This window comes from Hydrogenophaga sp. SNF1 (genome assembly GCF_034421675.1).
Classification (GTDB): Bacteria; Pseudomonadota; Gammaproteobacteria; order Burkholderiales; family Burkholderiaceae_C; genus Hydrogenophaga; species Hydrogenophaga borbori.
In genome coordinates this window covers 572,775-593,976 of record NZ_CP139793.1, presented here as the reverse complement: position 1 = coordinate 593,976, position 21,202 = coordinate 572,775, and the positions used below count along the sequence as shown (strand labels likewise).

Below are 21,202 nucleotides of genomic sequence, written 5' to 3'. Positions count from 1 at the left end.
AAACGGAGATGTCAAGCATGGCCAGCCAACGATCCCCTTCTCGCGCTGCGGCACCCGACTTCGAGCGACCGCTGGTCACCGTCGACGTCGTGATCTTCACGGTGCTCGACGAGCAGTTGAAGGTGCTGCTGGTGCGCCGCCCGGAGGCGGCCACCGATCCGTTCCCGGGCCGCCTGGCCCTGCCGGGCGGATTCGTCAACGTGGGCCTGGACGCCAGCCTGGCCGATTGCGCGCTGCGCAAGTTGGGCGAGAAGACCGGGTTCAGCGCGCCCTACCTGGAACAACTGGGCAGTTGGGGCAGCGCGACGCGCGACCCCCGCGGGTGGTGCGCCACCCATGTCTACTTCGCCCTGGTCCCACCGCCCACCGACAGCGAGGAGATGGCGTCGGCGGCGTCGGAGTGGATCGAGGTCAACGCGGCCCTGCGCAAGCGCCTGGCCTTCGACCACGCGGAGATCCTGGCCGCGGCGGTGGAGCGCCTGCGCGGCAAGGTGGAGTACACCTCGCTGCCGGCCTTCCTTCTGGAGGAGCCCTTCACGCTGCCGCAGTTGCAGCGCACCTACGAGATCGTGCTCGGCCGCCCCATGGACAAGAGCGCGTTTCGCAAGCGCATGCTCGATGCGCAGTTCCTGCTCGAGGCGGGTTCGATCGCGGGCGACGCGGGGCGTGCGGCCATGGGCTATCGCATCCTCGACCGCGAGCGCGCCGCGGTCTTTCCGCGCACCTTCCGATCGGTCGAATCGCCTGCCAGCAAGGAGTGACTGCCATGCGCACCCAACTGCTCATCATCGATCCCCAGAACGACTTCTGCGACATCGAGGGCGCCGCCCTGCCGGTGGCCGGCGCCAACGAAGACCTCAAGCGCCTGGCCGGCCTCATTGACTCGAACGCAAGCCGCATCGGCGGCATCACGGTCACGCTGGACTCGCACGCCAGCGTGGCGGTCGAGCGCACCACCTTCTGGCTCGGCCCGGACGGACAGCCCGTGGCGCCGTTCAGCTTCATCACCGCGGACGATGTGCGAGCCGGCTCCTACCGGCCGCGCGACGCCCGCCTGACCGAACAGGTGATCGGCATGCTCGAGCAACTGGCCGCGGCCGGCAAGGCGGGCATGGTGGTCTGGCCGGTGCACTGCGTCACCGGCACCTGGGGCCACAACATCCAGGGCGATCTGGCGCGCAGCCTCGCGGCCTGGGAAATGGCGCACCAGCGCGCCGTCACCAAGGTGCTCAAGGGTGAATACCCACTGAGCGAGCACTTCGGTGTGTTCGAGGCCGACGCGCCCGTGGCCTCGGTGCCGGCCACGCAGTTCAACACCACGCTGGCCACCGCACTGGCCGACGGTGCCGAGGTGATCGCGATCGCGGGCCAGGCCTCGAGCCACTGCGTGGCGGCCAGCTACGACCAGTTCATGCGGTTCCTGGGCAGGAGGACGCCCGCGGCCACGCCCCGGGTGGTCCTGCTTCGCGACTGCATGAGCCCGGTGCCCGGATTCGAATCACTCGCCGACGACCTGTTCGACCGGGCGCGCGCGGCAGGCACCGAGGTGATGACGGTCGATGAATTCGCCCGCAGCCTCGTCTGAGGTGGGCAAAAGAACGGAGCGACAACAAGTGTCTCGCGCTCTAAGAATTTGCGGCATATCCGAAGTCGTGTACGGAGTATCCGATAGCGCAAATTCGTCGTCCGCTCGCGTTCGTCGGCCACTTCGAACTCGAAGCTTGCTTCGCGATGCAACGTGACGTAGCCTGACTTCGTGGGCGCTTTGTCCCACGACTCGGGGGTTGCTCTCCGAACGTCCTGCAACACCGCAGGACCTGCACCGCAACCGTTCCACCTTTTTGGAGGCGAACATGGTTGCAGATGCCAAGGAGCGCACCGACGCTCGACCCACTTCTTCACTCATTGGCGGACGAGGCTTCCGCCACCCGTTGCTGCTCATCGCAACGGACACGAACAACGCACCTCGGCGATTCGGCGCGTTTCGACGCCTGATCAGACGAGCGCTCTCATCCCCTGTGGAGAGCCCCAGGCGTTCAGAACTTGCCATCAGGGTCCTCGAAGAGCTCGAGGCCCTTGAGCTCGATGATGACAGCGTTCGGAATTTTCGCAACGAGTGGCTGCACGAGATGGGCCGAAACACGCGAAACGCCTATCTGCTTGAGGCGTTCGCCATGGTCCAGTTGGCCATGAGTGATCTGGCGCTCGCTCATGGTGCATGGCAAGTGGCGCCGACGTCGCTGGGCAACTATGGGCTGCCCAGGCTTGTGCTCGCAGAGACGGCTTCGGCGAGTGCGCCGCCCAAACTTCTGGTTCCCGCATCGGTAGCTGAAACACTCCTCAAGTGCATCGACTTGGCGATGGAGGCTGAGCGGGACGCAAAGCTTTCGACTTGGTCCACGCGAGACTGTTTGGCGGTCATCCGTGCCATTGCGGTCCTATCGGTCAACGACACGCAGCACTTTCCGTTGCGCGCAGAAGCGGCTCGCAAGCAGTTCTTCGAGAGTGTGGGCATGGGGCTTTGGATTGCGTTGACCAAGCACCTGCGCCAACGACGGGATGCCATGGAATGTGCGACTTTATGGAATGGTCGACTGCAGCAGATCGTCGCGCTGAACGTCTTTGGAGGTGACCAAATCGCTGCAATGGCCTCCACAGCGCAAGGCGCGTTTTCGACCATCGATGGAAGCGCCGACGCCACGCAAACAGCGCATGTGCTTCGGGTGGTTCACGGACCGATCAATCCCGGCAACTGCAAGGAAGACAGGGAGGTCATCAAGCAGTACGAGCCATTGCTGGGTTACCTGCCAGTGGCGCACATGCCGCCACTACATCACGTCGAAGAGATCCTGATCGCCATGAGGGCCGAGTTCCCCTGGGCGGACGCGGCTATCGACGAACTGGGGGTCTTGCTGCAATCCCGTTGCTTGTTCGGCGTGCAACAACTGCAGCTACCTCCTGTGCTCGTGGTTGGGTTCCCGGGGTCCGGCAAGACACGATTTGTACGTCGCATCGCGGAACTACTCAAGCTGCCGTTCTTGCCGCTGGGAATTGGTGGCATGCATGACAGCAAACCGATTACCGGAACGCCGAGGGGTTGGGCCTCTGGCGAACCGTCGCCACTCTTGAATCTGATGTTGCGGCACCAGAGCGCGAGCGGCCTTGTGTTGCTCGATGAACTGGACAAAGTGACAAGTCGTACGAGCAATAGCGCGCCCATCACGTCTGTGCTTTTGGGTCTCCTCGAATCGGAGTCAGCCAAGCGCTGGCACGACACGTTCCTTCAGACGACCTGCGACATGACTCGGCTGAGTTTCTGGGCCACGGCGAACGGGCTTGGCAACATTCCGCGACCACTGCTTTCGAGGTTCATCATCGTGTACATGCCTGAGCCTCGGCGGGAGCACATGCCCGTTCTGGCGCGAGGTGTGGTGGAAGACATCAGAATTGAATGGGGTCTCCCAGCAGGCGTACTTCCTATACCACCAAGCTCGGTCTATTCGAATGCGAGGCTCAATGCCAGGGAGGTTCGGCGCATGGTTACGCGGTTTCTGTATGAGTGGGGACAGGAGCATCGGCGGCCAGAGAGGCTGCATTGAAGCGCCGACTTCGCCATCCTAGACCTAGTGCCCAACCGTGAACGGCATATTCAGAGGCGTCGAATGGCGGCTGAACGCACTGAGATGCTGTCTTCAGAGTAGAACGTACGCGGCAAAATGGAATTCACTTCGACGTACGCCTGCATGCTGCATGGCCTCCATACGCAACGGAAGCTGCCGCAACCACTCTTGCGGCCAGTGCTTGGCATCTCCTTCAATCCCAACCATGGTGGTACGACGTCCTCGATCAATCTGACAGTTCAGTATGGTGAGAAGAACTCGTTCGTTGTTCTCACCTTTGGTGAACGGTGAGAAGAACTCGTTCATTGTTCTCACCGCTGGTGAAAGGTGAGAAGAAGGAGTTCACCTATTGCCATGTCAACTTCTTGATCTCAACCAGCGACCTGGTCACATACTTTCCGAGCCGTCAAACACAGAAGTTCCGATCAAGGCGCGAGGTCCCACACATGAGAATGGCTCTTGAGCCGAACCATCTCGGATGTCCGTCGCCGGACCATCCGCCAGTTCGCGGCGGAGCCAGTAACCGGACCGGAAAGGTGTCTCAGCCACCTAGCAGCTTTGGCGAAATGCTGTACCGGCTGCGTACCACTAGACGTTTTAGCCAAGCGAGTATGGCTTCTCTGCTTGGTCTCTCCACGAGCTACTACAGTGAGCTCGAAAACTCAAAGCGATTGGCCACCCCAAGTCGCGTCACAAGCATTGCCTCGTACCTGGAATTAAGCGACGACGATCGGCAGATGCTGGTTAGCCTAGCCATTCAGGACATGTACTCCGGAAATCCCCTTCCTCCGAGAGTGAGCGCCTGCATTCTCACCCTTAGATCAAGATCCAACCAGCTACCGGATGATGTCCTGGATCGTGTGATGTCCCTTTTGCAGGAGGAAACCATGTGAAATCAAGCAGACAGATCCCGCTCTGGGGACCTGTCTACCTGAAGCCTCGGAGAAGTCCCCTCAGCACTGGCACGCCAAGGGTACTCAATCCAAGCACCGGGTCAAGGCAAGTTCGCCCCGTAGCGAAACTCTCTGGCAAGCCGCAACAACGACCGTGTCAGGCCCACGGGGTTCCGCCGGCTATCACCTCACTCTCGCTCACGAGTTCTTCGTTCGCGCAACTCATCACGCAGGAAAGGACGGTCCCAGTTCGCACTGGGTGCGTGATCGCACACGACCATCGTAGGAGGCTGAACATGTAGACAAAGAAAAACGGCGACCCGCTGTAACGGGTCGCCGCCGGTTCTCCGGGGATTCCGAAGAAGTCTTTGCAGGACTGCTTCAGTGTACGAGTCGTCAAGCGGTCTCGTCAATCCCCTTTCGTTTCTCCTTTTTCTCGGGGATTGCATGAGAACGACGAAACGCTTTACGCCCAAGGTGCTGGAACGCTTCGAACGCCAAGGCAGGGGATCAGGCACCTACGACCTCTATGTCCCTTGGCACCAAGTCGGGCGCGGTGATCCGGCTTCCGTTGGAAGAAGCCACCTCCATATCTGGAACGGCCGACAACGGCACTTGTTGAGCGATCAAGAACTCGTTGGCCTGTACTTCATCCGGATGCTGACCGATGTGACGGACTGCCTTGAGCAGTATCGGCTATCCATCGAACCATCCAATCATCCGCTGCTCGACTACGACCAAGGCAACCCACTTAGGCTATTTCCAGGGACGGTCGGACTTTGTCTGCAGCTGGGTGTCAAACACCCGAGAACCAGCGGCGATGGCGCCACAGCTCTGTGGCGCATGTCCACCGACTTCTTCGTGGTTAGGCGTGGAGGAGATGGGCGCTTCAACGCAACAGCGGTGGCCTGCAAGCAAGATGCCCGATTACCAAAACGCAAGATGAATCTACTTGAGGTCGAGAGGGCGTACTGGGAATGCAGAGGCATCGACTGGCTCCTCATCACTCCCGAGGTCTTTCACCCCGCCGTCGCGGACAACTTAAAAACTGTCGCATGTTGGACGCGCCACCGTGATACCACCGAGCAGGAGAGGACGTTCGCATCAAAGCTCGTCGAGCTCAATCAGTTCAGATCCATTACTGAGTTGATTCATCTCCTCACCAAGCATCTCGGCTCGGAGCCGCAAGCGCAGAAGGCTCTGTGGCAATCCGTCGTACACGGCCCTCTGTCCGTCGATCTCCGTCGACCTATCAAGTTTCATGTTCCCTTCCGCTTGATAGAACGCGAGGCCTTTCTGGCCTACAACCCTATCGAGATGCGGAGGACCTCGTGGAAATGATCGCCGACTCGACGTTCCGTGTGGTCAATCGCTCGCGAAGTCGAAGCAACATACTTCCAGGCATCTACCGGGTGATACTCGACGCCCCTGAGTTGGATGTGACATGCGCGGTCCTCCTCTACTCTGAGGCAAGTTCTCCGACGAAGTCCAAGGGAGGGAGAGCACGTGTAACGATAGAGCGCCTCCGGCGACCTCGAAAGAAGCCACCCGCGCGGCTGGTCGGCAATCTCCTGTGGCTCGACCGCACGCAACTCCAGGAGCTTCACTCGGCGAAGCTCCTTTTGCCAGTTTCTGTTGAGCGTCGTTTTGTACCGAATGGATCCGATCCATCGTCAAAGGGTCGCGGAGGAAATAGAGAGCTGGCAAGAATCGATCACGAGGACCGGATCGCCAAGATGGCGCTCTTTCTGGACTTGGTAAAACTCCAAGAGTGCATCATCGTTCACAAGAGCATTGCTCCACTTGTGAGTGAAACGATGCAAACCAAGCGGGTCAGTCGCGCCTACATCTACAAGCATTGGTCGTCTTTGTGCAGATGGGGCATGCACGAGTCGAGCCTGTACCCCTTGCGTCATCGCTGTGGCGCCCCAGGGGAAGCGAGGCCGTGCGACCCGCCCAAGAACGAGGCGCCCACTCGAGGCAAGGCGGGGCGGAAATCTACCGCACAAAGAATCGCACGCGCCACTGGAGTTCCCATTGCTTCGATTCAGCCTGGCATGAGCACGGACTGGCGCTTGCGGATTCTTGCTGCAGACAAACAGATCCCCAGGCCTAAGCCGCCGATGCCAGCGCGGATAAAGCTGATCTTGGGCTCATCCTTTGTTGCAACGGCCAAGGATGTTGATGGTGAAGTGAAGTACGAACTAGGCCCGCAGGGATCGTATCCGAACGCCCAGCAGATTCGACGCGTGCTCATGTGGGATTCGAGTCAGCTCGAGCGTCTAGCGGAGCAAACTACAAAACATCATTTCAACAGCCAGTTGAGAGGTCTGACTGCACGAAGCTGGAAGGGTGTACCCGGTCCGGCGCACACCTGGGCGATCGATTCAACGATAGGAGACATCTATCTTCGATCATCGGTGAAACGAGCCTGGATTATCGGTCGTCCCATTGTGTACATCATTGTCGACATCTGGTCGACGGCCATCATGGGCTTCTACATTTGCCTCACGGGTCCCAGCTGGTCGACCGCAAAGGTCGCCATCTTCAACGCGTGCATGTCGCATTCACTTTCCACACGAATTCCTCAGTTCGCGCTGGCAACGCAGTTGGTTCCAGCCCCAACTCTCTGCTACCGCCTCCTGTGTGACCGCGGCGAGTATCTCTCGGCCGGACACAAGCACACAGCACTCAAGCTCGACTACGACGTCGCCTACACACCTCCCTACCGCGGGGATCTGAAGGGTACGGTCGAGGTGCAGTTTCGCATCATCAAGGACGAGCAATTCTGGTTCATTCCAGGCGCAATGGACGCTCGTCGACATGAACTCGAGCTGCGCAAGGTCGATCCGCGAAAGTGCACCTTTACGTTGAAAGACTACGCGGACTACTTATCGATTGCGTTTGCGGATTACAACTTCACTGCAAACCGTAGCGATCGAATGACGGGCGAGATGAGAGCTGCCGGCGTGTTCCCATCTCCGGCAGGCCTTTGGCGCTGGGGTCACTCTGTCGGGGCTGCGTATCAGCGTCAAGTGTTTGAGCATGACCTCGTCGCTGAGCTGCTCCCCGCGGCTACGGCGCGTGTCAAATCAGATGGGGTTTGGCATGCTGGTTGCATGTACACCTCCAATCATATTCATGAGCTTGAATGGACCACCCGCGCGCGGAACTTCGGCGGCTGGAACGTACCCGTTCATCATCACCCTGGTGGCATGGAAACGATTTGGACGCCGTCGCCCAAGGACCACCAGATGTTTGAGATGACCTTGACCGGCGAGTCGAGGGCATCGCCTCACTACAGTATGGATGAGTGGGCAGACGTACTCGCAAAAGAGGTCATGGACAGGCCCGCTGAAGAACATGCACGGCTTGCGGCCTCCATTCAGTCACGAAGGCGCCTTCAAGAGATCCGGGACAATGCAAATCGCTTGACTCAAGAAGCGATCGACAAGTTCGACGGGCCGATGCCCACAATGACAGAGGCTCGCCACTTGGAGGAAGCTGCATCACTTGCGCATCCTATGGCGGAGTCTTGCCCTTTGGAAGTACCTCGGTATGAAGCGGAGATCGCCCACGACGCGATGATGTCCACACTGCTCGAACGCGCAAACCGAGACAGGTAGATGAAGGCAGAGGACCCTTCAAACCCATACGCGGGCAACCTCCTCACGGAGTGTTTGCCAGGCATTCAATCGTCGGACGCCACTCTCAGTTCCCTGCTCTATCTGCCACCGGAACCCACAGATCTGGGCTCGACTCCGAAGCATGTTCGTCTGCATGACTTGATGTCTGTTCGTGATTTGCATGTCCCGACGTTGGTCGAGCGACGCCTGTTTCATTCAATCGATCTGATGGTACGCCAGGGATACAGCTACAGAGACCCCAGACAAGCGTCTACCTGGGCCTCAGTTAGTGGAGATGCGACTCGCGCCGGCATTCGAATTCCACAAGCAACCGCGGCAGCAGTAGAGGGGCTGTCTGGTGTCGGCAAAACACAGGCCTGCCTTCGATGCCTACATGCCTTTGGCCCTCAGGTCATTCGTCATGAACGATTCCCAAAGGTCATCGGGGGGTTGACCCAAGTCCTGTGGCTGTCCGTAGAGGCTCCACCCTCTGGGCGCTCATCGGACCTTGCGCGTGCGCTGATGCTTGCGTGGGACGAGGCCACTGGCGGTCGGCGATTCGACAACTGGCTGGCGAAGGAACGAATTCCAGATGGAATGCGAGCTTTGGACGAATGGCGGCAAGTCGCCGTGTCTGGCTTCCTTGGGATTCTTCATCTCGATGAAATTCAGAATCTCTTCAAGATCTCGTCCCTGAAGCAACGAGTCAACCGCGCTGGCACCGCAGAACGGCCGGAAATCAGCATCGTAGAAGATCGCGTCGTGCGCTGGTTCCTCAATCTCGTCAACACAGGCCAGATACCAGTGCTTGTGTCCGGTACGCCGGATGGAATCGGTGCTCTGACCTCGCGCTTGAGTACCTTGCAGCGACTGAATACTGCCGGTTACCATCGGTTCGAACAGTTCTCCGATCACACTGCGCCAAGATTTAGGTCCCAGTTTCTGGACGTGCTTGCGCGGTATCAGTATGTTCAGAAGAAGCTCCCGATCGACGACAACCTTGCCAAGCTGATCATTGATCTGACCGCAGGCATTCAACGAGTCATCATCGCACTGTGGATCGCTGCTCACCGCGTTGCCTTCGAACGCGCGGATGACAGCTTGCGGCTCGAAGACTTCATCACGGCAGCTCAAACCTGGCTCGAGCCGCTCGCACCAGCCGTCGCGGCGATTCGGGAAGGAAGCCCATCCAAGATGGCCATGTATGAAGACCTCGTGCTGCGCGACACGCCATTCTGGTCGGAGTTTTGGAGTCGGTTCTCGTGAGTCTCACTTGTCTTGGGAAGGCGCTACCACTGTTGCAGTCCCCCCAGTGCCCCGTCCATTGCTTTCCGGTTTACCTATCAGCAACTATGCGAATCTGAGTCAATGACTTTTCGTGCACTCTCTTGTTGAGAGAACCATCCCTGAAATCGCTTCTTCACTCGTCTCGTACAAGGCCGCGAATACAAGGGCGGCCGACAGCGTAGAGAACATCGCACTCCCTGAGACGTCATCGCTGAACACATGTCTCGTGAGTCCTTCTTGACTCAAGGCATCGAGCCATCGCCGGTCATAGCAGGCCTGGACTTCTTCTAGTTTTAGCAGGTGACGGACAAGGGTGCAGGCTTCAGTATTGATCCCAAGATCTTCGGCTCGATACTTGGCTGCAGAAAAGACGGCATCGAGGGGGAGGACAACAACGCCGCCTAGCAGGTGCGAACAGATATCGAAGAACCGGTACGTCGCGCAATCCGTCGCATCCTTCTCGAACATCAAGTCACTCTCAACCTTGGCCTGCGGCAGCATCTGGGCCGGCGAGGCGTAGAACGCCTCCGCCTGGCTTATGCCAACGCGAGACAGTGTGGCGCCATGTTTGTCACATCTCCATTGCCCAGGCAGTTGGTGTTCTCGACGCCAGTAGGCATAGCCGTGAAAGCCAAGATCCTCGCGCACGCATTCTTGGCAAAGATAAGCTTGCGGTCTTGGCACTCGCAACGTGCCCCCGCTGATCATGGAAGCACGGTACTTTCCTTGCCCCAGCATCCCTCCGGAGACGTCTTTTGTCACTGCACGACGAAGAGGAAACATTGTGTGATGCCGAACATATGACTCAAGGTCCATTGCTGCGATCTTCGCCAAGAGTTCGACGCGAGGTACGTCACAGAAGTTGACCGATTGCCCTGTGAATAGGCGTAACGCTTGACGTCCATCCGCGACGTTCCGACTCAATCCGTTCCACCGGAGGACGGCCCCCCAATAGCCGATGGCAAGCTCGCCAGGCTTGGGGGCAGGTACGACGAGCAATCTGGGGGCCCTTCTAGCCTACAACCGACTGATCGGCGTAGGTCGCAATGCAGAGAGGGACCGAATGACGGTTGACAATGCCTTTGCGTGCCCGGCCGATCCGTCCCACGCAGAACGCAACGCGTCGACAAGCTCTTCGTTGCCCCTCACCGCATCGGCCGTCACGCCGACTTCGAAGCGCTCGACGTAGAGGCACACATCTTCAAGCAAGCGAGATCTACGCAGCCCTCGCCCGTTCAAGATCCGGCTTACCTGCGACTGACTGGCACCAACGGCAGACGCAATTTGCGCCTGGGAAATGCCGCGCTGTCTGCACGCCTCCCTAGCGTTGAGCAACCTGGCGAGCGACGCTGTTTCGAGCATGCATAAAGCATAATCTAGCGCATATTTGCATGTCAACCATCATGCACAAAGACAGGAAAGCGGCCGGGCTGCGCAATCAGAGTAGCTCGCTCGGGGAAGTGGAAGTTGCGCGTCTTGTAAGGACGGTCTCGAGCGCTCGCTGCGTCAAGGGCAGCCGTTGTAGTTGACCTAGTTTCGCCTTCAGCTCTGGAAGGACCTGGTACAACTGCCAGAGTCGCAACGTTGTTGCCCCGTTCTTCGACAGCGACAGCGCAGTCTGAAAGACACGTGCACTGAGCTCCAAATCACGGACATCCCAACGAACCGCTGGGCTCGCCCTGCGGGCACTTTCTTTCGGAGCAGGCGGAAGGTTGGCCCGAAGCCAGGCGGTGTCGTTGCGATACAGCCACGCATAAGCGGCTGGCTCCAGTTTTCTCATCCACTTCAAGCCCTGATGTTCGCCACTTGCCAGAAGGGATAGCCACGTCGAACGTGCGCGCTCTCGGGATCTCGCTTTCCTAGCAGCGACCCATTGGGCGTGCAGCCCCACCTCGGTCATGAGGATGCGAGTGATGGTCCCACTCGAAATGCTATACCGCTGAGCGAGTTCATTTCTGTCGTCGCCAAATTGAAGCGCCTGCAAGATTGAAAGCAGGCTTTCCGCCGTCAGCTTCTTCGACCTACGCTTCGTGGAAATCCCAGAAGATGCTGCCCATGCCATGGCGGTCTTGACGTCCACTCCGTACTCACGCGCTGCTGATGTGGCAGACGCCCCTTCGCTCATGAACGCCACCAGTCGAACGCGCACGTCCTCCTTATCAGTTGCCCCCTGACTGAGTTCCTTGTTCACCTCCGGCCAACAGTCCCTTTCGCTGGGATGCGCGAGTTCCGCTCGAAGATCATCCACGTCGTCAAACAGCCAGCTCGCGACGACCATCCATCGAAGCGGATGCGTTCCACTTCTCATCGGCCGCAGAAGTCGACCCAATTGTGATTTCGCCTCTTCAACGGAGCTCGGCAGAGCTGCTAGTTCCGGAATACGTCGAAGTGGTCGTACATGCTGAAGGAAGGAGCTTGCGGCATCTTCGAGCCGCAGCCTGCCCGATGTAAGAAGCCAGCCATTGGCCAGCATGCGGGATCTCACCGCGGCCTGGAAGCGATGCCGGCTCAACCAGCCATCCTCCGTTATGGACTCCACCAGATCGACGGTCATGGTTGCGAGCTTGAGTGCACTTGCTTGCATCCAGTCCGTTCTCAAAGCCTCAAGACTGTGTTGATCTTCCTCAGCAGGAAGATGCCACTGGAAACGAGCCACCCCGGTCGCTTTCAGCGCCGACTCCTGCACAGGAATCTTGTGCTCCGGGCACATCCAGACCCCGGGGTATTGAAGATGGCCTCGCCAATAGACCCAACCACACTCCACGAGATCACGATGCCTGCACTGAGGGCAAGACTTGAGCGGGTGATGCGCACGAAACCGACTCGTCAGAAGCCCCAATCGATACTTCAGATGTGCCACGGAGGCGCTTCGCATCATGACAACTGCATCCTGCACTTCACCCGCGCCTCGAAACGGAGCGTAGAACTTCAGCACAGTACGCTGTCTGGCAATCTCGTTCGCCGAACCAAGAAGCCCTTGCGTTCGATCCGCGAACACATCCAACGCGCAGGGAAAGTCATGTTGCGTCCCTCGCCTCGGTGAACCGAAAAGAATCTCCGTAGACTGGGATGAGTTCGAAAATCCCCAGAGGCGATGATGCCGACTGCAGAGGCTGAACAGGGTCTCGCCCGTCAACCAAGGAAGAACCGCAGAATTGAATGGCAGAAGCTCCATGGCCATAGCAGCTCAGGTCGACGATCCGTCGCCAGGGAGGGGCATGGGAGCAAGAGCCATGCGCGCGCCCTATGTTCCTATGGATCTCATCCCATATCAAGGAGGTCGCAGCGCGAGTTGTTGAGCATCGGCCGCTCGAGACTGGGTGCAGCCACCTGCGCTTCGAGGCCGAAAGGCCGTAGTTGACCAAAACGGGTCGTCAGTAACACCAAACAGACCGCTGAAAAATTGGTCACAACGCCGCGAAACAACCCCTGATTTCGTGCTCGAACGAACGGAGAAACCTCTCGCGATTCGTCCGAGCAGTGCACTGCCGTGCAGTGTTTCAAAACGTTAGACTGGTGGTGAACGGCGCATCAAGTCGCCGCTGCAAGGGAATTCCATCAAATCAAGCGATCAGGGGGATGACTTGATCTCATTTTTGCATACGGCCGACTGGCAGATCGGTCGAGTGTTCGCGCAGTTTGAGACCGACGACGCGGCCGCTCTATTTGAGGCACGATTCGCTGCCGTGGAGCGCCTGGCCAGTATCGCGGCCGATAGAGGCGTGGACGCAGTGCTGGTCGCTGGCGACGTGTTTGACGCCCAGACGGTGGCCGAGAAGACTATTCGGCGGCTGTTCAACGCCATGCAAGGCTTTACCGGGACCTGGGTCCTGATCCCGGGTAATCACGATGCTGCGCTGGCGGAGTCGGTGTGGAACCGGGCACATCGCTTGGGGGCAATCCCCGACAACGTCATCGTGTGCCTAGAGCCAAGGCCCTTTGTGGTGGCAGGCAAGTTCACATTGCTGCCGGCACCGCTGACCCAGCGCCATACCTATGCCGACCTCACCGAATGGTTCGCGACGCACGTTCCATCGGACGACCTGCCGCGAGTCGGTCTGGCGCACGGCAGTGTGCAGGGCATCCTACCCGCAGACGTGGACTCGACCAATCCGATCGCGGCGGGCCGGGCGCAGAGCGCGGGACTGGCTTACCTGGGGCTAGGAGACTGGCACGGCACCAAGCAGGTGGATAGCAAGACCTGGTACGCCGGCACGCCGGAATCGGACCGCTTTAAAGCCAACGAGTCGGGTCAGGCACTGCTCGTGGCCATAGAGTCGACGTCACTCGAGCCTATTGTCACAGCGGTACCCACCGGAAAATTCAACTGGCGTCAGCTCGAGCAGCATATGGCCGTCGATTCAGACGTCGACGAAGTGGTGCAAGCGTTAGACGGAGTGAGTGGCAATGATGTCCTTCACTTGCGCCTGTCCGGCACCTGCAATCTGGCGGGACACCGCAAGCTGACGGCCGCGCTCGGGGCGGCGCGCGCCAAGGCGCGGGCCATCCTGTGGAACGCTGAGGCGCTCAGGCTCGAGCCAACCGAGGAAGATATTCAAACGCTGCGTGCCGACGGCTTTGTGGGCGAGGCCCTGCAGGAGCTGCGCGAGCAGCAAGCCAGCGCAGAGCCCGAACTGGCGCGTGACGCGCTGCTAGCGCTGGCGCGGATCCTGGACGACCAAGCACCAGCGAAAGGAGCCTGCGCATGAAGCTCAAGCGGGTGCGAATCGAGAATTTCAAGCGCTTTCGGGCCCCGCTGGAGTTGTGCGACTTCGCTGACGGACTGAACCTGTTCGTCGCCCCGAACGAGTCGGGGAAGTCCACCGTAGCCGAAGCCATCCGGGCCGCGTTTTTCGAGCGGCACAAGTCGAGCGCGATCAGTGGCTTGCGTCCGTGGAGCGACAGCTCCGCCACGCCGTCTGTGGAGATCGCTTTCGCACTCGGCGGGAAACCCGCTCGGCTGAGCAAGGCGTTTCTGGGCAAGAAGCGATGCCAGCTCATCATCGATGGCAAGACGCTGGAAGGAGCAGAGGCCGAGGATCACCTGGGAGAGCTGCTGGGCTTCAGCTTCGCCGGAAAGGGCGCCAGCTCGCCCGAGCACATGGGTATCCCCGGGTTGCTCTGGATTAAGCAGGGCACGTCGCATGAAATTGCCAAGGTCGTCGGGTTCGCAAGCGATCATCTGCGCAACGCGATGGGGGACTCCCTTGGCGAACTCGCGGCCACAAGCGGCGATGAGGTCATCAAGGCGGTTGAGACCGAGCGCAATCAGCTGCTGACGCCGTCCACCGAGGCACCGCGCGGTGCATACGGGGAAGCGATCAAGCGCCGCACAGCGCTGCTCGAAGAGCTGCAGTTATTGCGCGTGGAGATTAACGCGTACCGAATCGCCGTGGACCGGCTGGCGGCATTGCGTCTTGATCATGGGCAAGACGGCGAGGCTCGGCCCTGGCTGACCCTGCGCGCGCAACTTGAGCAAGCGCAGGTCAAGCTGGCCGACGCGTTGGGGCTTGCCCAGCGGAGGACCGCGCAAGAGTTGCTGCTCAAGCAGGCTTCGGCGCAGGTTGACGCCCAGCGCCAACAACTGCAGCTCATGGCACGCGACGACGACGCGGTGAAGCTGCGCGAGGAGAAGCTGGAGGCGGCGCAGGACAAGCTGGCGCAGGCCAACGGTCAGCTCCAGGCCTGGGAGCCGCGCCATGCGCAGGCTGAACACGCGAGCATGAGGGCGCGCGACCGACTGGCAGCGGCGCGCCAAGTGGCGACCTGGCAGGCCCAGGAGAAGGCGGTGACCGAGCTCGCGGCCCAAGTACAAGCCCTGAGCCGGAGTCACCGCCAAGCGCAGCTCAAGCAGGAAGAGCTAACAAGCTTGCAGGCCGAGACGCTGTCGCTCGCCATGCCCGGCGCGGAGCTCAAGCGCCTGCGCGAAGTCACGGAGAGCCTGCGCACCGCGCAGGCTCGGTTGGATGCGGTATCAACCGCGCTGGAGTTCCGCCTCCAGCCCAGCGCGAAGGTGCAGGTCGCCGGTGTCCAGGTGAATGCCACCGACCGCCTCACCGTGGTGGAGCGCACGGGCATCGACATTGAGGGGGTGGGGCGCATCACGGTGCTGCCGGGCGGTGAGGGCCTTCAAAGCCTGATTGCGGATCGTGATCAACAGCGCAAAGTCCTGGCGGAGCTGCTCCAGCGCCTGGGTGTGGCGAACTTGGCGGCTGCGGAAGAGCGTGAGCGCCAGCACGTGCAGCGCGCGGCGGAGGCCAAGGCGGCGAAATCCGTCTTGGAGGCCCACGCTCCGAAGGGGGTGGCCGCCTTGGCGGTGGACATAGCGGCGCTGTCGACCAAGCTGACGGAGGCGAAGCAAGCACTGCAGAACTTGACGGAACCTGTCGGGGCTGAAACTGCCGGCGTATCCGTGTCGCAAGCGGAATCGGATGAATCCACGGCGAAGGTCATACTGGAAGATGCGACGTCCCAGCTGAACGACTCCAAGCTCGCGGTGAGCGAAGCGATGGCCCTGCTCAGCGTCGCGAGCGAAGAGCTGGCAGCGGCCCAGGCGACACTGGCCGACCCACTTCGCGCCAAAAGGAAAGCGGACGCCAGCCATGCCCTGACCGATGCCCTTGCGAACGAGACCACGGCGCGGGCAGGTGTGGAAGCACTCGCCGAGCAACTGCGCACGCTCAACGTTGCACTTCTGCAGCAGGACGTCGAGCGGTTTGAGCGGAGCGCCAAGCAGCTTGAGAGCGCGTACGCCCAACGCGGGAGCGACATCATCCGGTTGGAGGCGGACCTGGAGGCCAAGGGCGCCTTGGGGCTGGAAGAGGCCGCCGCGGACAAACAGCGCGAGCTCGACCACATGGAGAGACGGTGCACCGAGCTCGAACGCCGGGCCAAGGCGCTGAGCCATCTTCTCAAGCTGCTCACAGAGAAGCGCGCCGCGCTGGCACGACGCCTGCGCGCGCCACTTCAGCGACACCTGAACCACTACCTACAGATCCTGTTCCCGGGCGCGGGCATCGAGGTGAGTGATGACCTATCACCGGGACGCATCACCCGAGTCGGCACCAACGGCGCGGAGACCGGTGATTTCGAGGAACTCAGCGTCGGGGCACGGGAGCAGATGGGTGTCGTCGCGCGGCTGGCCTACGCGGACCTTCTGCAAGAGGCTGGCAAGCCCACGTTGCTCATCCTAGACGACGCCCTGGTTCACACCGACAAAGATCGACTGGGCCAGATGAAGCGGGTGCTCTACGACGCCGCTCAAAGACATCAGATCCTGGTGTTTAGCTGCCACCCGCACGCCTGGCAGGACCTTGGCGTTGCCGCACGCGAGCTATCTCATGCGCCTGGCTACGGCGGCGGCGAACCCTCTACGCCGTGAGGCCGACCGCCGTTGAGCATCACCCGAGGATAGACAGTGAAAGACCGCAGCGCGATCGCGACGATCAAAGGCTACTTCTACCAGTTCGACCAGACGATCGTGAGTCTGCTCGAGGCGTCCCCTCATGGCAGCGTGACGGTCGAAGGCGTGGAGGACATAGACCTGGATGATCCGGGTGAGAGCGCCTTCGTGCAGTGCAAGTACTACGAAGGCACGGAGTACAACCACTCGGTGATTAAGGACGCGGTCGTGCACATGCTGCGGCATTTCCATGCCGCGGGCTGCTCCAGAGACCAAATGTTCCGGTACCGGCTTCACGGCTATTACCAAAGCGGGCAGCACAAGCTCACGCTTCCCCTGACGGGCGACTTCGTGAAGGAACACTTTCTTACCTTCACGAAGGAAAAGAAGGTCCACAAAGTGCACGAAGAACTGGTGCTCACCGACGAACAGCTGGCCGACTTTCTCGCGCTGCTGGACATCAACGTGAGCGCGCCGTCCTATGACGCTCAGAAGGAGACGTTGATCAAACTGATGGTGCGCGAGATCTCCGGGTGCAACAGCGATGATGCGCGGATCTTCTTCTATCCGATGGCGATCAACGTCGTTCAGGGACTCGCAATCGAAGCGGACGTGGCGCAGCGAAAGGTAACCAAGGCGCAGTTCTTGAAGGCAATCAACCGCAAGGAGGTGGTCTTCAACGCCTGGCTGAGGGATTACATGGGGCGCGAGTACTTCGCGAGGATGGTCCGTCGAAAGTACTTCTCTCATCGCACGACTAAGCTGCCCCAGGCTTCGAGATTCTTCGTGATCGAGATGGGCGAAGAGTTCGAAGTGGCCAAGGCCAGTCGCATGCTCGCCGGGCTTGGGCGGAAGTTCTCGCACACGGAGCATATGCGGACGCCTGCTACCGATCGGTTTTGCCCCTACGTGCTGCTGCGAGGCCTGACGCCCGAACAGTTGGTTGAGCTCAAGGAGAGCCTTTGGAGGCAGGGCGTGGCCTTCATTGACGGCTATCCCTTCCACGGTTCGGCTTTCTCACCCGAGATGCTGGCGGAGCGCCCCACCAAAGAAAGACTCTGGACGCTCAAATTCGTCCCCGATGAGCACGAGCTAGCGCCGACCATGGCTGCCTGCAAAGGCTCGCTCGTCGAGGTCTACGACTTTCACCAAGGCTCGCCGTTGGACTCAGCCCTCCTGCCCAAGGGCACAGGGCTCCATTCGATCAAGAGTGACAGTGCCTATCTGCTTCAGGAGGTCATGCAGGCATGAACGATTCCAATGACATCAAGGCCGAAGTGATTGCTGTCTTCCCGGACAAGGTGAAGATCTCGGTTGGCAACATCTCGGCATTCGCAAACGATAAGAGCCTCAAGGTGGGCTCATATCTGCGCATCACCGATATCGAAGAATGCGCGCTCATCGCGATCATCGAGAACTTCTGCATCGAAGTAACTGCCAGCGGCGAGCGTCGTCACCTCATCGAGGCCTTGCCGCTGGGAATCATCGCTGACGGCAAGTTCATTCGTGGCGGCGATACGCTGACCATCCCTCCCACTGGCGTGGCGCCGGCGACGGACGAAGACATCAAGAAAATCTTCGAGGATTCGATTGAGCCGGCAAAGAAGTTCGCATTCAGCGCGCTGGTGTCCAACGAGAAGATCTCCGTCCCCGTCGACGGGGACCGGTTCTTCAACAAGCATCTTGCCGTCGTGGGTTCCACTGGCGCGGGCAAGTCGCACACCATCGCCAAGATCATCCAGACCGCAGTGCGCGCGAAAGACGGCGATTACTCGCTGAACAACTCCCACGTCGTCATCTTCGACATCCACTCCGAGTACCGGACGGCATTCCCCGACGCGAACTTCCTGGATGCCAGCACACTGACCTTGCCTTACTGGCTGCTCAACAGCGAAGAACTGGAGGAGGTGCTTCTGGATACGGGCGAGCGCGACAACTACAACCAATCGGCAGTGTTTCGCCATTTGGTCACGGAGAACAAGAAGCGCCACAACAAGTGCGCGAAGAACGTCTTCTACGACAGTCCTCTCAAGTTCGACATCCATGAAGTGCTGAACGCGCTGTACAACATCAAGAACGAAACCGTGAACTCGAAGAACGAGGCGCGGTACATGGTGAACGACGGCAGCTACGCGTTGCTGACTGAGGGCAAGACTGATAGTGGCCATGGGCTGCTGCTCACGGCGGATCAGCGCTTGGATCTTTACTTTTCTAAGCGACTCGATTTTCATCCGACCAAGTCGCAAAGCATCACGGGCGGGAGCTACGCTGACAAGACACTGGACAAGTTCTTCACGCGGTTCGAGGGCAAGGTCGAGCAGGACCGCCTGCAGTTCCTCTTCGGTCCGGCTGCGGATACAGCCACGCTGGAAGGTACTCTGATGAGCCTGATCGGCTACGGCGATACGAAGTCCAACGTCACGATCGTCGACTTGAGCGGCGTTCCGTTTGAGGTCCTGAGCATCACCGTGTCACTGATCTCGCGGATCCTTTTCGAATATGGATATCACTACAAAGTGATGCGCACGGCGGCGAAAGAGCAGTTCAATACCGACGCGCCGCTCCTGCTCGTTTATGAGGAGGCTCACAAGTACGTGCCCAACAGCGACCTGGTACGTTTTCGCGCTTCCAAGCTCTCGATCGAGCGCATTGCAAAGGAAGGGCGCAAGTACGGCGTCACGCTGCTTCTGTCGAGTCAGCGGCCGTCAGAAATCTCCGAGACGATCTTCTCCCAGTGCAGCAATTTCCTGGCGATGCGCTTGACCAACCCGAGCGACCAGAGTTACGTCGCCCGCCTGTTGCCTGACACCCTCGGTAACCTGTGCGACAAGTTGCCGACCCTGGGTGCAGGCGAGGCGCTTCTGATCGGTGAGTCGGTGGTGATGCCATCGTTGGTCCAGGTGCAGCGCTGCGATCCTCCACCCTCGTCGACAGATATTCCGTACTACCAGCTCTGGAAGGAAGAGTGGAAGCAACTCAACTTCGAGGGGATCAAAAAGTCGTGGCTCAAGGAATAGGGGAGGCGAGGCTAACCGCCTTAACACGGCCAGACGGGTCAGCACCGGTTGCCGCGTCCAATGGTGGCTTCGCGCCAACAGCGTGAGTACGCGGGCCGAATGTGACCGGCGACACCCGCTGCGAAGCCGAAGACTAATCCGCGCGGTCCAGCCCCAGGTTGTCGACCTGCCGCCCGAGGATCTGTTCATACTGGCGAGTCCCCAAGTGCGGCGATTCGTTCATGCAGCAGGGCAAGAGAGCGCCTTCTGTTTCAACCCGGCCAATTTGATCCAGGATTGCACGGCCTCTCGGGTGGCTGGAGTGACTTCGAACTGAATAGGCCGCAAGGCGCGGGCAGGTTGAAATTGCAGGCCGCTTTAGGCTTTCGCCCATTCAAGGTCTCGGATTGCGAAGCCAACAGCATGAATGGCGAGCTCGGCGTCCTCTTCCATGATGGGTCGATAACCATTTTGGCGCTGCGCATTGCTCTTGTTCCGGCTGTGCAGCTTCGCGCACACCTTGCCCAGGTGACCCACGCAGATTCGCTCATAGGGTGCACCCTCTATAGTCGCAGAGACTTGCGCAAGCTCCCTGCCAATGATCGTGTCGGGCGAGCCACTCTGAGCAAGCCATGAGGAGAGAATCGCCTGCATGGCATCGCGGCAGTTGTCAACGACAGAGCCAGGTGACTCCTTGAAGGCGGAGTCGAGGACGCGCGCGATTGCCTGAGCGACCGCAGGTCGGAGCTGCTCGTCGATCTTGTTGAGGTCGAGCTCAGGCAGGATGCTGAATGCTGACAACGCTTTAAGCGTCACCATCACGGCGCCGCTGTATAGCGCCTCCGTTTGCACGACGCGCCACGCTGACGCTGCGCGCGACGACCCTAGCGCCAAAACCGAACCTTGGCCCTGGTTCGGCCGCTGTAGGATTTCGAAGCAAGACGTATAGACGAACAGCGACTTGTAGGTTGCTTTGTCGTAGCCTGGAATCAAGCCGCGGTCATGGGGGTGGGCGGAAACGATAAGCCTCGAAGGCTGAGCACCGCTGGTTTGCTGATAGAGGCGGCCTCTGCGCGTTCGGCTTACCGGGTCATACGAATCCTCTCGGAACACGAGACCAAAAGCCTCCGAAGGACTCGGGAGCGCCTTCCAATCGTCTGCAGTATCGATGAACTTCGCATGCGTCACCGTTGGCATCGGCATGGCGGGAATGTCGGGGTTCCCCGTGCCTTCAAAGACCAGTCCTGTGTGTTGCTCAATTCCTAAATGCATGCCCGACCCCTATAGCGCAAGCTCTCAGCAGTATGCTGCCATTGGCTAGCATTTGGACGACAGCTCTTACGCCAAGACCGTGAGTTCAACGTGTAGACGCGCCTAG

Annotated in this window: 16 protein-coding genes; 11 read left to right on the top strand and 5 right to left on the bottom strand. The window is 59.8% G+C overall.

Translation table 11 applies throughout. The features are described 5' to 3' along the window. The first annotated feature begins 17 nt into the window (after positions 1-17). The 3 genes from SOM08_RS02845 (at position 18) to SOM08_RS02835 (ending at position 3,599) form a co-directional block, all read left to right on the top strand. Positions 18-761, top strand: coding sequence for an NUDIX hydrolase (locus tag SOM08_RS02845; RefSeq protein WP_322470013.1), 744 nt, complete (start codon positions 18-20; stop codon positions 759-761). Between the two features lie 5 nt (positions 762-766). Next, positions 767-1,585, top strand: a complete 819-nt coding sequence (locus tag SOM08_RS02840) for an isochorismatase family protein (protein WP_070400754.1) — start codon at positions 767-769, stop codon at positions 1,583-1,585. Positions 1,586-1,784: 199 nt separating this feature from the next. Continuing rightward, on the top strand, positions 1,785-3,599 hold the full coding sequence (locus tag SOM08_RS02835) for an AAA family ATPase (RefSeq protein ID WP_147326205.1): 1,815 nt from the start codon (positions 1,785-1,787) through the stop codon (positions 3,597-3,599). Positions 3,600-3,692: 93 nt separating this feature from the next. Here SOM08_RS02835 and SOM08_RS02830 read toward each other — a convergent pair whose 3' ends face one another. After that, positions 3,693-3,926, bottom strand: a complete 234-nt coding sequence (locus SOM08_RS02830) for a hypothetical protein (RefSeq protein WP_147326204.1) — start codon at positions 3,924-3,926, stop codon at positions 3,693-3,695. A gap of 140 nt (positions 3,927-4,066) precedes the next feature. On the opposite strand from SOM08_RS02830, the gene SOM08_RS22465 reads away from it, so the two are divergent. From SOM08_RS22465 to SOM08_RS02815, 4 genes are all read left to right on the top strand, one after another. Next, positions 4,067-4,513: a helix-turn-helix domain-containing protein gene (locus SOM08_RS22465; RefSeq protein ID WP_116958703.1), complete on the top strand. Its 447-nt coding sequence runs from the start codon at positions 4,067-4,069 to the stop codon at positions 4,511-4,513. Positions 4,514-4,960: 447 nt separating this feature from the next. After that, the gene (locus SOM08_RS02825) at positions 4,961-5,854 is read left to right on the top strand and encodes a TnsA endonuclease N-terminal domain-containing protein (protein ID WP_147326202.1); all 894 of its coding nucleotides are present in this window, start codon (positions 4,961-4,963) and stop codon (positions 5,852-5,854) included. Next, positions 5,845-8,139 carry a transposase gene (locus SOM08_RS02820; protein WP_147326201.1) on the top strand — a complete coding sequence of 765 codons (2,295 nt, stop codon included), beginning with the start codon at positions 5,845-5,847 and terminating at the stop codon, positions 8,137-8,139. Before SOM08_RS02825 ends, SOM08_RS02820 begins: the two co-directional genes overlap by 10 nt. Further along, positions 8,140-9,405: an AAA family ATPase gene (locus tag SOM08_RS02815; protein WP_116958701.1), complete on the top strand. Its 1,266-nt coding sequence runs from the start codon at positions 8,140-8,142 to the stop codon at positions 9,403-9,405. Positions 9,406-9,504: 99 nt separating this feature from the next. Here SOM08_RS02815 and SOM08_RS02810 read toward each other — a convergent pair whose 3' ends face one another. From SOM08_RS02810 to SOM08_RS02800, 3 genes are all read right to left on the bottom strand, one after another. Beyond that, positions 9,505-10,425 (bottom strand): TniQ family protein, encoded by a 921-nt coding sequence (locus SOM08_RS02810; protein ID WP_083293390.1) that lies wholly within the window; start codon positions 10,423-10,425, stop codon positions 9,505-9,507. 18 nt (positions 10,426-10,443) lie between these two features. Beyond that, the gene (locus tag SOM08_RS02805) at positions 10,444-10,788 is read right to left on the bottom strand and encodes a helix-turn-helix domain-containing protein (RefSeq protein WP_083293391.1); all 345 of its coding nucleotides are present in this window, start codon (positions 10,786-10,788) and stop codon (positions 10,444-10,446) included. A 76-nt stretch (positions 10,789-10,864) separates the two neighbouring features. After that, positions 10,865-12,601, bottom strand: a complete 1,737-nt coding sequence (locus SOM08_RS02800) for a TnsD family Tn7-like transposition protein (protein ID WP_175442909.1) — start codon at positions 12,599-12,601, stop codon at positions 10,865-10,867. A 409-nt stretch (positions 12,602-13,010) separates the two neighbouring features. Here SOM08_RS02800 and SOM08_RS02795 point away from each other — a divergent pair, with 409 nt between their 5' ends. From SOM08_RS02795 to herA, 4 genes are read left to right on the top strand one after another with little or no spacing between them, the layout of a single operon-like run. Then, on the top strand, positions 13,011-14,135 hold the full coding sequence (locus SOM08_RS02795; RefSeq protein ID WP_070401325.1) for a metallophosphoesterase family protein: 1,125 nt from the start codon (positions 13,011-13,013) through the stop codon (positions 14,133-14,135). After that, on the top strand, positions 14,132-16,807 hold the full coding sequence (locus SOM08_RS02790) for an AAA family ATPase (protein WP_070401326.1): 2,676 nt from the start codon (positions 14,132-14,134) through the stop codon (positions 16,805-16,807). Before SOM08_RS02795 ends, SOM08_RS02790 begins: the two co-directional genes overlap by 4 nt. A 36-nt stretch (positions 16,808-16,843) precedes the next feature. After that, positions 16,844-18,079, top strand: coding sequence for a DUF4297 family anti-phage-associated protein (locus tag SOM08_RS02785; RefSeq protein WP_070401327.1), 1,236 nt, complete (start codon positions 16,844-16,846; stop codon positions 18,077-18,079). Beyond that, complete coding sequence (gene herA / locus SOM08_RS02780; protein WP_070401328.1) at positions 18,076-19,845, top strand: anti-phage-associated helicase HerA; 1,770 nt, start codon at positions 18,076-18,078, stop codon at positions 19,843-19,845. Before SOM08_RS02785 ends, herA begins: the two co-directional genes overlap by 4 nt. 357 nt (positions 19,846-20,202) lie before the next feature. Here the strand turns inward: herA and SOM08_RS02775 are convergent, their stop codons facing one another. Next, entirely contained in the window at positions 20,203-21,027 is an 825-nt protein-coding gene (locus SOM08_RS02775) for a hypothetical protein (protein ID WP_286852446.1), read from the bottom strand. Between the last annotated feature and the right edge of the window lie 175 nt (positions 21,028-21,202).